At 69.3% G+C, this 14,142-nt stretch carries 12 protein-coding genes; 9 read left to right on the forward strand and 3 right to left on the reverse strand.

What is annotated here, in order from left to right; translation table 11 throughout:
* Nucleotides 1-9 precede the first annotated feature (9 nt).
* Nucleotides 10-1,077, reverse strand: coding sequence for a MerR family transcriptional regulator (locus B118_RS0117765; RefSeq protein WP_027658309.1), 1,068 nt, complete (start codon nucleotides 1,075-1,077; stop codon nucleotides 10-12).
* Between the two features lie 316 nt (nucleotides 1,078-1,393).
* Here B118_RS0117765 and B118_RS0117770 point away from each other — a divergent pair, with 316 nt between their 5' ends.
* From B118_RS0117770 to B118_RS0117810, 9 genes are all read left to right on the forward strand, one after another.
* The gene (locus B118_RS0117770; protein ID WP_196235186.1) at nucleotides 1,394-2,863 is read left to right on the forward strand and encodes a choice-of-anchor M domain-containing protein; all 1,470 of its coding nucleotides are present in this window, start codon (nucleotides 1,394-1,396) and stop codon (nucleotides 2,861-2,863) included.
* A gap of 126 nt (nucleotides 2,864-2,989) precedes the next feature.
* Complete coding sequence (locus B118_RS0117775; RefSeq protein WP_028193119.1) at nucleotides 2,990-4,126, forward strand: WxL protein peptidoglycan domain-containing protein; 1,137 nt, start codon at nucleotides 2,990-2,992, stop codon at nucleotides 4,124-4,126.
* Nucleotides 4,123-5,706, forward strand: a complete 1,584-nt coding sequence (locus tag B118_RS0117780; RefSeq protein WP_028193120.1) for a TIGR03773 family transporter-associated surface protein — start codon at nucleotides 4,123-4,125, stop codon at nucleotides 5,704-5,706. Before B118_RS0117775 ends, B118_RS0117780 begins: the two co-directional genes overlap by 4 nt.
* Nucleotides 5,703-7,301, forward strand: coding sequence for an anchored repeat ABC transporter, substrate-binding protein (locus B118_RS0117785; RefSeq protein ID WP_028193121.1), 1,599 nt, complete (start codon nucleotides 5,703-5,705; stop codon nucleotides 7,299-7,301). The genes B118_RS0117780 and B118_RS0117785 overlap by 4 nt, the downstream gene beginning before the upstream one ends.
* Complete coding sequence (locus B118_RS0117790) at nucleotides 7,298-8,278, forward strand: choice-of-anchor M domain-containing protein (protein ID WP_028193122.1); 981 nt, start codon at nucleotides 7,298-7,300, stop codon at nucleotides 8,276-8,278. Before B118_RS0117785 ends, B118_RS0117790 begins: the two co-directional genes overlap by 4 nt.
* On the forward strand, nucleotides 8,275-9,018 hold the full coding sequence (locus tag B118_RS0117795; protein ID WP_028193123.1) for an anchored repeat-type ABC transporter ATP-binding subunit: 744 nt from the start codon (nucleotides 8,275-8,277) through the stop codon (nucleotides 9,016-9,018). The genes B118_RS0117790 and B118_RS0117795 overlap by 4 nt, the downstream gene beginning before the upstream one ends.
* Nucleotides 9,018-9,941 carry an anchored repeat-type ABC transporter permease subunit gene (locus tag B118_RS0117800; RefSeq protein ID WP_028193124.1) on the forward strand — a complete coding sequence of 308 codons (924 nt, stop codon included), beginning with the start codon at nucleotides 9,018-9,020 and terminating at the stop codon, nucleotides 9,939-9,941. Before B118_RS0117795 ends, B118_RS0117800 begins: the two co-directional genes overlap by 1 nt.
* A 122-nt stretch (nucleotides 9,942-10,063) precedes the next feature.
* A complete protein-coding gene (locus B118_RS0117805; protein ID WP_028193125.1) occupies nucleotides 10,064-10,711 on the forward strand; it encodes a choice-of-anchor M domain-containing protein in 648 nt (215 codons plus the stop codon).
* Complete coding sequence (locus B118_RS0117810) at nucleotides 10,708-11,352, forward strand: choice-of-anchor M domain-containing protein (RefSeq protein WP_018811952.1); 645 nt, start codon at nucleotides 10,708-10,710, stop codon at nucleotides 11,350-11,352. Before B118_RS0117805 ends, B118_RS0117810 begins: the two co-directional genes overlap by 4 nt.
* Nucleotides 11,353-11,561: 209 nt before the next feature.
* Here the strand turns inward: B118_RS0117810 and prfH are convergent, their stop codons facing one another.
* Nucleotides 11,562-12,170 carry a peptide chain release factor H gene (prfH, locus tag B118_RS0117815; protein ID WP_028193126.1) on the reverse strand — a complete coding sequence of 203 codons (609 nt, stop codon included), beginning with the start codon at nucleotides 12,168-12,170 and terminating at the stop codon, nucleotides 11,562-11,564.
* Nucleotides 12,167-13,354, reverse strand: a complete 1,188-nt coding sequence (locus B118_RS0117820) for an RNA ligase RtcB family protein (protein ID WP_028193127.1) — start codon at nucleotides 13,352-13,354, stop codon at nucleotides 12,167-12,169. The genes prfH and B118_RS0117820 overlap by 4 nt, the downstream gene beginning before the upstream one ends.
* Nucleotides 13,355-14,142: the final 788 nt, after the last annotated feature.

Here is a 14,142-nt window from a genome sequence, read left to right on the forward strand (position 1 = left end):
GACGACGTGCTACGCGGCGATGATGTCGGCGACGACGCAGGCGATGTTGTCCGGCGCGCCGGCCGCGTAGGCCAGGTCGATCAGCCGTTGTGCGGTTGACTCGGGGTCACCGGACTCGGCGAGGGCGGTGTGCAGGTCGCTTCGGCTGACGACGGCCGACAGGCCGTCGGAGCAGAGCAGGTAGCGGTCACCGGCCACGGCGGTGCGCAGCGCCAGGTCGGCTTCGACGGGCTGGCTGCCACCACCGAGCGCGCGGGTGAGCAGGGCGCGCTGCGGGTGGGCGGCAGCCTCCTGCGGGCTGAGCCTGCCGTACTCGACCTGGCTCTGCACCCAGGTGTGGTCCTGGGTGAGCTGCGCGAGTTCACCGCCGCGTAGGAGGTAGGCACGGGTGTCGCCGATGTGGACCAAGGCTAGTTGCGTGCCGCGACGCAGCAGCGCGGTCAGGGTGGTGGCCGGCTGGTTGTCGTCGGTGCTGGTGGCGTGCACCGCGCGATCGACGTCGTCGATGGTTGCGGCCAGCATGGCGAGCAGGTCCACGGCGGGCCGGTCGGTCAGTTCGAGCGCCTTGAGCGCGTTGACGGCCGCGCTACTGGCGGTGGCGCCGGCGCCCCGGGTGCCGTCGGCGACGGCCAGCAGCCGGTCACTGGCGTAGGCGACGTCCTCGTTGCTGTCGCGCCCGATGCCCTGGTCGCAGCGGACGGCGTAGCGGATGGTCGGGGTGGGGTTGGTTGCGGACATGGTGACGCCCTCCTGGGACAGGTGTGCGACGAGGCGGGCGACGTGGTGTGCGCGGGTCGCGGTGTCGGCGGTGACCTGTTGCCAGTAGTCGGTGACCGCTCGGGCCGCCGCGTCAGGTTCCAGGTCGCACACGGTACGGATGTCGGCCAGCGGCATGCCGATGCGGCGTAACTGGGCGATCAATCGAGCGTGCGCCAACTGCTCCGGGTCGTAGAACCGGTAACCGGACTCGGGATCGACCGCCGCGGGTGGCAGCAGCCCCACCTCGTCGTAGAGGCGCAACGCCTTCGGGGTCAGCCGCGCCGCCCGGGCGAACGCGCCGATCGTCAGCAGCTCCACGGTGTCATCCTCCTCGCGCCGGCCGGGGTGGCCGGCCCGGACCACGGTGCTGCTTCCCCAAGGGGCAAGGTCAAGGGGGCGAGGGGCCTGCCCGGTGGCGGGTGCCGGGCCGGTGGCGGGGCGGGTGTGGATGCGGTGTGGGATCGCCGCCATCCCCGCATGGAGCCGGTTGACCACCAATGCAATAATGAAAACCGTTGTCGTTACCGTTGTCGACGCGCTTCGTGGCGTGCGAGCCGAAGATCTGCTGGCCCGGCAGACCGACGGTGACATCACCACGTATCACCGCGTGGGCACGCGGTGTGAAAGGGGAGGTATGAATGCGACGGTGCGGGCTCGCGGCTTCGCGGCCCTACTAGCCGGGGCGGTGGTCGTTGGCCTGGTGGCGGCGCCGGTCGCTGCGTCGGCGGCGGAGAAGGTGGTGCTGTCCAAGGGGCACGCTGACGCGATCGACGTGCGCTACAGCGACGGCAGGCTGTCGTTGAAGGTCAACGACGACACGGTCAGCCCAGCCGTGGTCCGGGATCCGGCGGATGTCACGTTCCAGGTCCTGCCGGAGGCGGCGATGGCCGTTCCGGATGATCCCCGGTTCGCCTTCCTCGGCCCGGTGGGTAGTCAGATCTGGCTGCTGCCGATGACCCAGGACCCGGAATTACTCTGGCCGGGTTGGAACACCACGACGCTGCAGTCCGATGTGTTCGAGGGCGACGCGGTGCGACTGAGCCTGGTCGAGGTGCAGGGGCCGGGTAACGTCACGCTCTTCACCCAGGACTCGTTCGGTGGTCCGATCATCAAGTTCCGCGGGGACGACGGGCTCCCGGACGTAATCGACGTGCCGGTGTCCACCCACGCGCACTCCAACTGGGCGTTCAGCGCGTTGGGCGACTACACGCTGACCTTCCAGGTCGAGGCGAAGCTGACCAACGGCACCACGATCAACACCGGACCGGTCGACTACTCGTTCCTCGTCGGTACGTCGCCCGGTGACGGTTCGGAGATCAGCCTGTCGGTCAGCGGCATGGCCGATGAGTATCAGCCCAACGACACCGTCACGCTCACCGCGGTGCAGACGCCGCAGACCGAGCTGGACTCCTACCACTGGTTCAGTAGGTGTCCGGGTGCGACGGAGTGGACGGCTATCCCGGGCGAGGCGGGCGCCAGCTACTCGTTCACCGCGATCCGGGAGCTGAACGCCTGCGAGTACGTGGCCAAGCTCTACGATGACGATGACGTGGTTTCCGCCGTCAGCGAGGCGGTGATTCTCTGGGTGGCGTTCTCGCCCGTGGAGCCGGGGAACTCGCAGACGATCACCGCGTCGATCGATGAGACCCAGGGCTCCCTGGTCATCAGCGTTGACCCGGACGACCGTGCGGTGGTGCTGCCACCCGCCCAGCTCAACAGCGCCGGTGACCGGTGGGAGAGCAGCGGTGAGCTCCGGCCGGTCACGGTGACCGACACCCGCGCCGGTCAGCCCGGCTGGAGCGCATCCGGGCAGATCCCGGATGACTTCGCCGGGCCCGACGGCTCCACCTTCAGTGCCGGCTACCTCGGCTGGAGCCCCCGGGTTCTGGCTCAGGGCGCCGGGCAGGGGGTCGTCGCCGGCCCCGAGGTGGCACCGTACGTCGTCGGCAGCGGCGGCGGTCTCGGTAGCAGCGCGGTGCTGGGTTCGGCGCCGCATGACGCCGGGCGCGGCACTGCCCAACTGGGTGCCGGGCTGCGGCTCAGCCTGCCCACCGAGACGGCCGCGGGAACCTACACCGCGACCCTGACTCTCACTGCGATCTAACCGGGTCGACGGTCCGCGGCCCGGCACTGAATCTCGCCCCGGACGGCTGCGGGGTGGGTGGGGCGTTGCCGCGCCCCGTCCATCCCGCCGCAATCCCTGCCCCACGAAACGGAACCTGCCGCCCCCATGCGCCTGCTTGCTGCCATCGCCACCAGCCTCGCCCTGCTCGGGGCTGCCCCGGCCCCGCCCACGCCACCCGGTGCATCCCCGGCTCCATCCGCTGTGACCTGGGGGGTGGCGCCATCGAGTCCGGACGGACCGAACGGCCGTCCGGCGTTCACCTACAAACTCGACCCCGGCGCGACGTTGACCGACTACGTCGCGGTCACCAACCACTCGACGCATCCGCTCACCCTGAGCCTCTACGCGAGCGATGCCTTCACCACCGCGCACGGCGGTTTTGACCTGCTGGCCGACGGTCAGCAACCCACCGATGTGGGCTCCTGGGTCCGTTTCACCGAACGAAGTGTGACGATCCCGTCAACGTCGCGCCTGAACGTTCCGTTCACCCTCACGGTGCCGGACAACGCCACACCGGGCGACCACGCCGGCGGGGTTGTCGCGGCACTCGCCACCACGGCGGCCGACGCTCAGGGCAACCAGGTCGCCGTTGACCACCGCGTCGGTGCTCGGATCTACCTGCGAGTCACCGGTGCGCTGCGACCTGCGCTGGCTGTCGAGAACTTTCGGGTGCGGCATACCGGATCGCACAACCCCCTGGTCGGTGGCGAGCTCACCGCGACCTTCACGGTCCGCAACACCGGCAACGTCCGGCTCGCTGGCCGACCCACGCTCGAGGTGGCCGGCCCGCTCGGCCTCGGCCGGCGTTCCGTGGAAGCGGTGGATATATCGGAGATTCTGCCGGGCGGTGAAGTGACCACCAGCCTACCGATGACGGGTGTCCTGCCGCTCTTCCGGCTGACCACGAGGCTCACTGTCACCCCCGCCGCCGTCGGCGACCAGATCCTTGACCCACCACCGCGGGGCGATACGACGCGGGCCACCGTCTGGGCGGTGCCCTGGCTACAGCTGGCCCTCCTGATCCCGATCGGGCTCGCGGTGTGGCTGCTCATCGTTGCCCGCCGCCGGCGACTTCGAGCGATCGCGCGGGCGATGGCCGTCGCCCGCGAGCAGGGCCGCATGGAGGTAAGCCGGGCCGCCACACCGGTGCCCTCGACCACGCCGCAGGGCGCTGCCACCAACCGTGCCGTCCCGAGACGGCACGACACCACACCATCACATCGTCGGGGGAGCGAGCAGTGACGATCAGAAGCAGGTGTGCCGGTGCCGCCGGCCTTGCCCTCGCTGTGGCCCTGGCCACGGGGGCCGCGCCGGCCGGTGCCGAGCCGCCCGCGATTGGGGCGACCGCAGCCGACCTGGTCTCGGTGGGGCTCGACGATGACACGTTGTCGCTGCGGGTCCGAGATGCCGGCCAGGTGGCCCGAGATGCGCCGGGGTACGACCCGGCCGAGGTGGTGCTCGGTCCCGACGGAGGCTTGGCAGGGCAGGTGCCGGCCGGGCCGGCCCTGGCTTTCCTGGGAGCGGAGGGTCAGCCGGTGTGGTCGCTGTCCACCGGTGACACCGGCTTCCCCGCCCTGGACACCACCGGCGTGCCTTTGGGCCTCGTCACCGACGACACCGTGACGCTGAGTCTGCGTTCGGTCGAGGGGCCGGGCACGTTCACCGCCTACCAGCTGTCCGGCATCGAGCAGGCGACCGCGCTCTTCGGCAGTGGACCGAACGCACCGCGGTCGCTGCGATTGCCGGCGGCAACCCGTACCGGCGGTGTGGTGTGGGCCTTCGACGCTGCTGGCGACTATCGGCTCACCCTGAGCGCCTCGGCGGACCTGCCCTCCGGCCAGATGGTCAGCGCGGAGGCGGCGTACCGGGTTCGCGTACCCGCGATCATCCCGGCCGGGCAGGTACTGCCGCCGGCTGCGATGCCGATGCCGACGCCGGCCGCCGGCCCGGCGGCTGCGCCGCCGACCGCCGCCGAGCCGAGGCCGAACGTGGCGGCGAAACCGCTCGCCGCGCCGACGGCACCGGCCGCCGCGGCACCGGCCGCCGCGGCACCGGCCGCCGCGGCGACGGAGGCCCGGGTGGTTGTTGCCGACGGTCATGTCGACATGGGACCGCAGCTGTCCGGAGACAACTGGACGATCCGGATCAAGGACGATCGCACCAGCCCGGCCGTGTGGCGAGAAACCGCTGACGTGGTTTTGTGGATCAAAGACAATGCGAAGATCAACGTGCCGGCCGGTGCGGACTTCCTCGGTGCCCAGGGCGATCCGGTCTGGCTGCTGCCACAGTCCCAGCAGCCCGGCATCGTCTGGCCGGGCTGGAACACCCAACACCAGTCCGTCGTCTCCGGTGTCAAGGGCAACGTCACCTGGACGTTGCAGGGCGTTGACGGGCCGGGGCGGTTCGCTCTCTTCCTGACCGGCTCGTTCGGCGAGGCCGAGGTGCTGTTCGACTCCGCCAAGTCACTCCCGCAACAGCTGGCGGTTCCACTGAACACGCACGCGCACGGCAACTGGGCGTTCAGCAAGCCCGGCCTGTACCGCCTCGCGGTGCAGATGAGCGGCACCACCACCGCCGGCGAGGCGGTCGCCGACACGAAGACGTTGACCATCGCCGTCGGAGACAGCACCGACCCGACCGGCGGCTTCGGATCGGGCAGCGGCTCCGGGGGCGATGGACCGGACCAGGACGGCCCGCTACCGCGTACGGGTGCGGGTTGGGTGCGGTTGGCCAGCGCGGTCGGCGTGCTCCTCGTCGTCGCCGGGGCCTTGCTGGTGCTGCTCGCCCGGCGCCGGGCCAGCCTCGCGAGGGAGAACTCGTGACCCCGGCGGTCCGGTTCTGGCTGCGGCGGGTGACCCTGCCGCTGCTGATCGTGGGGCTCGTCGCCGGTTGCCGGTCCGAGGTGGCGTTGAGCGCGAACGACGAGCGCGTGCAGGTCATCACGACAACCGGAATCCTGCGGGACCTGGTGGGCAACGTCGGGGGCGACCGGGTAGCGGTCAGCTCGCTGGTGCGCGACGGTGCCGATCCGCACAGCTACGAGCCATCGCTGCGCGACATCCGGGACGTGGTCTATGCCGATGTCGCGTTCAGCAACTATCTGCTGCTCGAAGAGCAGGCCATCATCAAGGCGCTGGATGCCAACCTGCGCGAGGGGGTGCCGAACATCTCGCTGGCGGAGGGAGCGGTGAAGTACGCCGCGGAGATAATCCCGCTGGTCGAGGAGGTGTCACTGGACACCATCTGGTTGGGCATGCGGGTCCGCGGCACCGGCGCGGAACATGGCGCGAACCGCGCCTCGGATGTGTTGCTCAGCGCAACCTCGGCCGACGGTCCGGGTGGTCTGGCCGCCTACCTCACCGAGTCGTTCGGCAACCCGTCGGTCTATGTTGACTCGACCGACGGGTTCGATCCGGCCAATGGCTTCCGGGACGACACCGCAACGCTCCCACCCGACGCGCACACGCATATGAGCTGGGCGTTCACCAAGCCCGGCGTCTACCGGCTGAGGGTGCGGGCGAGCCTGTCCGTCGACCCGCAGGCACCGACGGTTCCGATGGGCGAACAGGTGTTCACGTTCGCTGTCGGGGTGGATCCGTACTCGGTGCCGGGCATGCCCGGGGCCACCGTCCTCAGCGCTGGTCATGCTGATATCACCGTCGACCTCGATCAGCGGCGGCTCTACCTGTTCGCCGACCCGGAGGGCGGCGGGGAGGCGAACCAGCTGGTCTACGACCCGGCCCGCACGGTCATCGAGGTGCCGAGCAAGGCGTTGCTGGAGGTGCCCGGTGATCGTCGGCTCCGGTTCCTCGGCCGACCCGGAAGCCAGGTGTACCAGCTTCCGCAGGCGGTCCTCGGCAAACACGTGCACGGGGAGATCGACCCACACCTGTGGCAGAACGTGCGCAACGCCATTTCCTACACCGAACTCATCCGCGACACCCTCATCGAGGTAGATCCCCGAGGTACGCCGGTCTACCGGTCGAACGCCTCGGCCTACATCCACCGGTTGGAGCAGCTCGACACCTACGTGCGGAACACGATCGCCGGGATCGAGCCGTCGCGACGGCACCTGATCACGACCCATGACGCGTTTGGCTACCTGGGTCAGGCGTACGGGGTGAACATATCCGGGTTTGTTACCCCGAATCCGGCCACCGAACCGAGTCTGGCCGACCGTCGCCGGCTAGCCGAGACGATCCGCAACCTGAAGATCCCCGCGGTGTTCCTGGAGCCGAACCTGGCAGCCCGATCTACCACCCTCAACGAGGTGGCTCGCGAGGAAGGGCTCCGGGTATGTGCGATCTACGGCGACACCTTCGACCGCGACATCACCAACTACGTGCAGATGATGCGGTTCAACGCCGACTCGCTGCGCGACTGTCTGACCACCACCAAGCAGGGGAGACCCCAGTGAGCTCAGGATGGGCGCGACGCCGCACCCACATACTCGGACTGCTCTCAGGCTGGGCGCTCGTGGTGCTGATCGCGCTGACGACGGTGCCGACTGCCGCGGCTGCCGAGGAGCCCTCCCCAGGGCTCGGCCAGTCGATCGCCGCCGACCAGCCGATCACCACCGGCCGGGCGGAACTCGGCGCCGGGCACGTCGACCTCGGCCCCCGTTACGTCGATGACCAGTGGACACTGATGATTCACGACGGTACACAGGCGCAGCCCGTGTGGCGTGACCCCGACGAGACGGTGTTGCGGGTGTCTGACGCGGCGCTGCAGACCGTTCCGGACGATCCGGCGTACGCGTTCCTCGACGTTGACGCCGGCAAACAGGTGTATGTGGTGCCGCAGGTCCAGAACCCCGATGTCGTCTGGCTCGGCTGGAACACCCAGGATCCCCGAGTGATGCAGAGTATCGACCGTGGTGTCACCCTCTCCTTGCTCGGTGTGACCGGCCCGGGGGCCGTCACGACCTTCCTGCAGTCGGGGAACTTCTCCGCACCCGAGCCGCTGTGGCGCTCGGTCGAGCCGAAGGCACAGCCGTTCTGGGCCGAGGTCAATACCCACACCCACGCCAACTGGGTCTTCACCGAACCGGGTGTCTACCTGATCGCCGTGCAGATCTCCGCCGATCTGATCAGCGGTGAGACAGTGTCGGCGACCCGCGCGTTGCGCTTCGCGGTGGGCGACGCCACCAGCGTCAACGAGGCGTACGCCGCCACCGCGGATATCCCCGGGTCGGTGGAGCAGGCGTCGCCGGTCAGCGACCGCGCCGGGGCTGGCAAGGCGACTGATGAGCCCGGGACTCTACTCCTCGCGGTGCTGGTGGCGCTGGCGGTCCTGCTCGCCACCGGACTGGTGCTTCTGCTGCTGCGGGGACGCAGTGCCAAGCGGCAGGCCGAGCGAGCAGGCGGGACCCCGCTGCCCGGAGGTGAACGTTGAGCGAGCTCAAGGTTGACCAGCTGGAGGTGGACCTCGGTGGCCGACCGGTGCTGCGGGACATCCACCTCTGCCTGGACCGAGGGGAGTTGGTCGGGCTCCTTGGCCCCAACGGTGCCGGTAAGACCACCCTGCTCCGGGCGATCCTGGGGTTGACCGGTATTCGTGCCGGCCGGGTGCTGGTCGGGGGTAGGCCGTCACGTCCCGGCCGCTGCGAGATCGGCTATGTCCCCCAACGTCACGAGTTCACCTGGGATTTTCCCATCTCGGTCGAGCAGGCCGTGATGAGTGGCCGGAACGGCCGCCTGGGCCTGTTCCGCCGCCCTGGCGTCAGCGACTGGCAGGCGGTCAATGAGGCCCTGGACCGGGTACAGCTCGTTGAGCTGCGTCGTCGACCGGTTGGCGAGTTGTCGGGTGGCCAACGCCAACGCGTTCTGGTCGCTCGCGCGCTCGCGCTCGCGCCACGGATCCTCCTGCTCGACGAGCCGTTTACCGGGCTGGACATGCCCACCCAAGAACTACTGGGTGAGTTGTTCACGAGGTTGGCCGGTGAGGAGCACGCGGTACTGATGACCACCCACGACCTCGTAGCCGCGGTGGACACCTGCAGCCGCCTGGTCTTGCTCAATGGACGGATCATCGCCGACGGACACCCGACAGACCTACAGGACGCCACGTTGTGGACGACAACGTTCGGCGTGAGTGACACCTCCCCGCTACTGAAGCTCGTGAAGGCGATCTGATGTCGATCACCGATTTCCTCACCGACCTGTTCAACCCCAACCTCGCGTTCCTGCCGAAGGCGCTGGCGATCGCGGTCATGTCAAGCATTGTCTGCGGTGTCGTGGGCTGCTACGTGGTCCTGCGGGGCATGGCCTTCATCGGTGACGCTGTGGCCCACGCGGTCTTCCCGGGGATCGCGGTCGCCTTCGTTCTGCAGGGCAGTCTGGTCTTGGGCGGTGCCGTCGCCGGGGTCGCCACCGCCCTGCTGATCGCGATCTTTGCGCAGAATCGACGCGTCAAGGAGGACTCGATCATCGGTGTCTTCCTGGTTGGTGCGTTCGCCCTCGGCATTGTGATCATTTCACAGGCCCCGGGCTACGCCGGTTCCCTGCAGCAGTTCCTGTTCGGCTCGATCACCGGCATTCCCGACCGGGACCTCTACGTCGTCGGTGGTGCCGGCCTGGTCATCCTCGGCCTGGTGCTCGCCCTTCACAAGGAATTCGTCGCGGTCTGTCTTGACCGGGAGATGTCGCGCTCGATGGGGCTTCCGGTCTTCTGGCTCGACATCGTGCTCTACGTTCTGGTCACCCTCGCCGTGGTGATCTCTCTGCAGACGATCGGCAACATCCTCGTCCTCGCCCTGCTGATCACCCCTGCGGCGGCGGCTCGGCTACTCACCGACCGACTGGGCGCGATGATGCTGCTCTCTCCGGTGATCGGCGGTCTGGCGGCGGTCATTGGTCTGTTTCTGTCGTGGAGCTACGACACGCCGGTGGGCGGCACCATCGTGCTGATTGCCACGGCCATCTTTCTCACGGCGTGGTTGCTCGCGCCTCGGCACGGTCTGTTGGCCAAACGATGGCGGCGGGTGGGTGGGCCGGGTCGCACTGATGTCACCCGCCGTTCATCACTGTCCACTCCCGCCTCCGCACCGGCACCGTAAACGGCTCGCCGGTAGATCGTCGTGACCGACCCCACCCGACAGTCCCTTCCTCCAGTTAACTGAAACGACTATCATTTCCAATAACCACGGTCCAAGGGGGACCGCGGGGAAGGAGTTCCTACGTGCGCAAGCCCATCCGCCTGCTGCTCGCCTCCGGAGCGGTCACCACGGCGCTGCTCGCAGCTGCGCCACCAGCGCAGGCATCACTGGTGACGTTCAAGTCCGGGCACATCGACCTGGTTGACATCGCCTACGAAGCCGGCGAACTGGAGGTCGGTGTCCACGACGAGGACAACGATGTCGAGTACGCCGCCAACGAGGTCAAGATCGTCGTCGGGCAGCAGGCTGAGGTCACGGTCCCCAACGACCCCGCCTTCGGATTCCTCGGCACCCCCGGGATATCGACGGTCTGGGTCCTGCCCGAGATCCAGAACACCGACCTCGTGTGGCCGGGCATCGCCACCGAAGAGGTCGAGGATGGCATCTTCACCGCCGATGAGCTCACCCTCACGATGCAGTCCGTCCACGGGCCCGGGGAACTCGCGATCTACACCGAGAACGCGGTCGGACAACCCAACGTGCTCATGGACAGCGGTGACGCCCTACCCGACACCATGGCCCTGACCGCTGGCCAGCACCAGCACGCCAACTGGGCCTTCGACCGTGCCGGCACCTACTGCGTGACCTTCCGCGCCACCGGAACCCTCGCGGCCACCGGGCAGCAGGTCACCAGCGAAGCGGCCACCCTGCGCGTCGTGGTGGAGGGATGATCAGCATGCCCGTCCGGCGCAGATTCTTCACCGGCCTCGCCCTCACCGCCGCGCTGCTCGCCAGTACCGCCGCTCCCGCTGCCGCAACGCCGGTGGTGATCTCCAGCGGCCACGTTGACGTCCTCGACGTCGACTACGCCGGCGGCGCCCTGACCGTCAACCTGCTCGACGACGCGTCGGTGGAGCGCGACCCCGCCGATGTGATCCTGCGCGTTCCCCATACCGCCAAGGTCACCGTGCCCAGCGGTGGTGAATGGTCGTTCCTCGGCACCGACAACCAAGCGTGGGTGCTACCGCAGGCCAGCAGCTCCGAGCTGCTGTGGGCCGGCTGGAACACTGCCGAGGTGCCCAGTGGTGTCTTCCAGAACAATCGGGTCACCTTCAAGCTCACCAACGTCACCGGGCCGGCCGGCTTCAGTGCCTACACCGTTTCCGGCGGCACCCCAACGGTGCTCTTCGACAGCGGCGACGGCCTTCCCGACAGTCTGAATGTCAACCACAACACCCACGCCCACGTCAACTGGGGCTTCGACGCCGCCGGAACCTACGGCGTCACCTTCGAGGTCACCGGCGTGCTTGCCGCCAACGGCACCACCATCAGCTCCGGTGCCAAGACCTGGACCTTCGAAGTCCTTCCCTGATGCCCTTCCCCGAAGGAGCCAACCCGGACGCCCACAAACGGGGAGTCGGTAGCGGCTGAACCGGCCGGCGCGAGACCACCACCCAGGCCTCGCGCCGGCCACTGCATCCCCAGTGAGCCCGTCTGGCCGACGGGGACAAAGGGGCTCAGCGCCCTCAGAGCGGTCTGCCCGTACTGCTCGGCGTGGGCCCGCCGTGGCGGGAATACCGGTCAGGGGCGATCGACCCGCACCGGATCGCCGCGGACCAGTTCGTCGTGGCTACGCCTTCGGGCGGCCACCAGCACCCGCCCGGCCGCCTCGTCGTCGGCCGTGAGCCGTTGCCGTAGCAGCCGCAGCGCGAGGCTGCGGTTGAGGCTGAACTGTCGTTCGGTGTCGACCACAATGACGGTGCCGGTCGGGCGGTGTGTGGCCCGTACCGCGGTACTGGCCTTGTTGCGGTGCTGACCGCCCGGCCCACCCGTGCGTACGGCAAGCACCTCCACGTCCGCCTCGGCGAACGGGGTGACCGGGGCGTCCACCTCGCATCGTCGGGCTGCGACGTACCAGTTCTTCCTGCCCTGGGCGGCGCGGTATGGGCTGGGCGCCTGCCAGCACAACGTCCCGGTCCAGCCGTCGGCGAACGCCTCCACACCGGTGCCGGTGAGTCGGAGTAGCACGGACCGGTAGGTGCCGGGTTTGTCGCCGACGACGCTGTCCAGCCGTACCACGTCCACGTTGTTGCGGCCGGCGTCGGCCTCCAGCCGGCGCAGCAGCCGGGCCAGCGCCCACGCGCACTCCTGGGGACCCCGGCCAGCCGACAGCAGTAGGTGCAGGTTCACCGCTGCCCCCGGCGCCGGCGCTCGGGTCGTCGCTCGCTGTGCGGGGTGACCCCCACGTCCGGGGTCTTGTAGGTGACCAGTGGGACCGTGGTCGTCACCGGGGTGGCGAGCCCGTGGGCGACCAGGTCACCCACCACCTGCTCGATCCGCTTGTACGCGGTCGGCGCCTCCTCGAAGAGCAGTTGCCGGTCGCCGCAGACCACCAGCGAACCCAGCGGGGTACGGCGTAGCTCCCTGACCGTGTGCTTGGCCCGGCCCCGGCGTAGCGCGTCCGCCCGGGACATCTTGCGGCCCGCCCCGTGCGCCACCGAGTGATTGGCCTGGGTGCCCGCGTCTGCGGCCACCAGGTACGACGGGGTGCCGCGGGTGCCGGCGACGAGCACGTCCCGGCCGTCGCCCGGCGCCGCGCCCTTCCGGTGCAGGTAGTGTCCGTCGCGTACCTCGACCAGGTTGTGGCACTGGTCCACGATCGGCTCCGTCGGCTCGGCGCCCAGCGCGATCGCGGCCCGGGCGGCCAGCAGCCGCCGGTTCAGCGAGCCCCAGCGCACGGCGTCGTCGTGTCGCGCCAGGTACGCGGCCGGGTCCTCGGCGGGCCCGGCGCCGTGCTGCTCGGTGTGCGTACGCAGAATCCGCTCGCCGAGGCCGCGGGACCCGCTGTGAACGACGAGGACCGTGTCGCCGGCGGCGAGCCGGAGTCGCGCGGCGTGGTCCGGGTCGAGGACCTCGCCGACGCGGGCGAGCTCAACGAAGTGGTTGCCCCGTCCGACGGTACCGAGACCGTCGAGGTGGCCGGCGGGGATGTCACCGTCCAGCACGGACCAGGCCGGGTCGTCGGCGTCTCGGTCCGGGGCGAGCGGGCGGTCCAGGTTGGGGAAGCGGGCGGCGAGCCGCTCGGGTACGACCCGCTTCAGCGCGATCGGGAAGACGGCGATGCCACAGCCGATGTCCGAGCCGACCAGGTGGGGGTAGAGCACGGTCGAGGTCATCGCGGCGCCGATCGGGGCGCCCTTGCCGGGGTGCAGGTCCGGCATGCCGGCGACGTGGACCATGCCGTCCAGGGCGGCGACCTGGTGGCACTGGTCAACGGCGTCGGACTCGACCCAGCTGGTCGGGGAGGCGAAAACGGTAACGGTGGCAGGGGCGGGTGCCGGCCGGGATTCCGACTGGGCCGGTGGAACAGACAAGGACGCTCACTTCTCGCCAGGGGTTGGTGGACGGCCGCCGGTCGCGATGGCGTGGCGGCGACGAAGGTGCTGCCCTCACAACGACATGCGGCCAAGCCTCCCGGACTGCGCTGTCGCCGACAACCGACTTTTGGAACTCGCCGGCACCGGCGGATCCCCGCCGCCGGATTAGGGCAGCAAGAACGTCTCGGCGTGGGCCGACGCATCCGGGTAGACCCGCGACGGCTAGTTGAATGGGGTAGGTCGCGGGCATACCATTTTCCTAGGATGCTCTACGGTGCGCGGCGTACGTTACCCGTATCGACGGACACCGGGTGCGATGACGGATAAACCGCCGATCCGCGGATGCTGGAGTCGCTCAGCGTCGCTCGCCCTGCTGTGCAGCGGTGCCCATCGGCGTACAGCAGGGGGCTGGTAGGGCCATCTCCGGTGGGATTGTGGTCACCAATGGCGGTTTCATGCCGGTTTGGGGTGTGGTCGGGGGCACGGTGGTGGCGGAATTTCGGCGGCCGTCGGGGCGTTACACCATGTGTACGGCCGTGGAGGTGCCCCGCGTGGGCGGGTGACACCGGGTGTGGGTTGCCGGGAATGACGGTGGCCGGCCGGTCGTTACATCTGGACCCGGCGCCGTGCGTGTCCCCCTTGTGAGACCCGCGGTCGCCGAACCCCCCTTTTCTTCTCTGTTTTGTTGAGCGCCGGACGGTGCTTGCACCCGCCTTTTGCCGCCTGAAGGCCCCCCTTTTCCTTCGGGCGTGCGTGTGGGTGTCGACCCCCGAATGGAGCAACCC

Source organism: Salinispora pacifica CNR114, assembly GCF_000514775.1.
Classification (GTDB): domain Bacteria; phylum Actinomycetota; class Actinomycetes; order Mycobacteriales; family Micromonosporaceae; genus Micromonospora; species Micromonospora pacifica.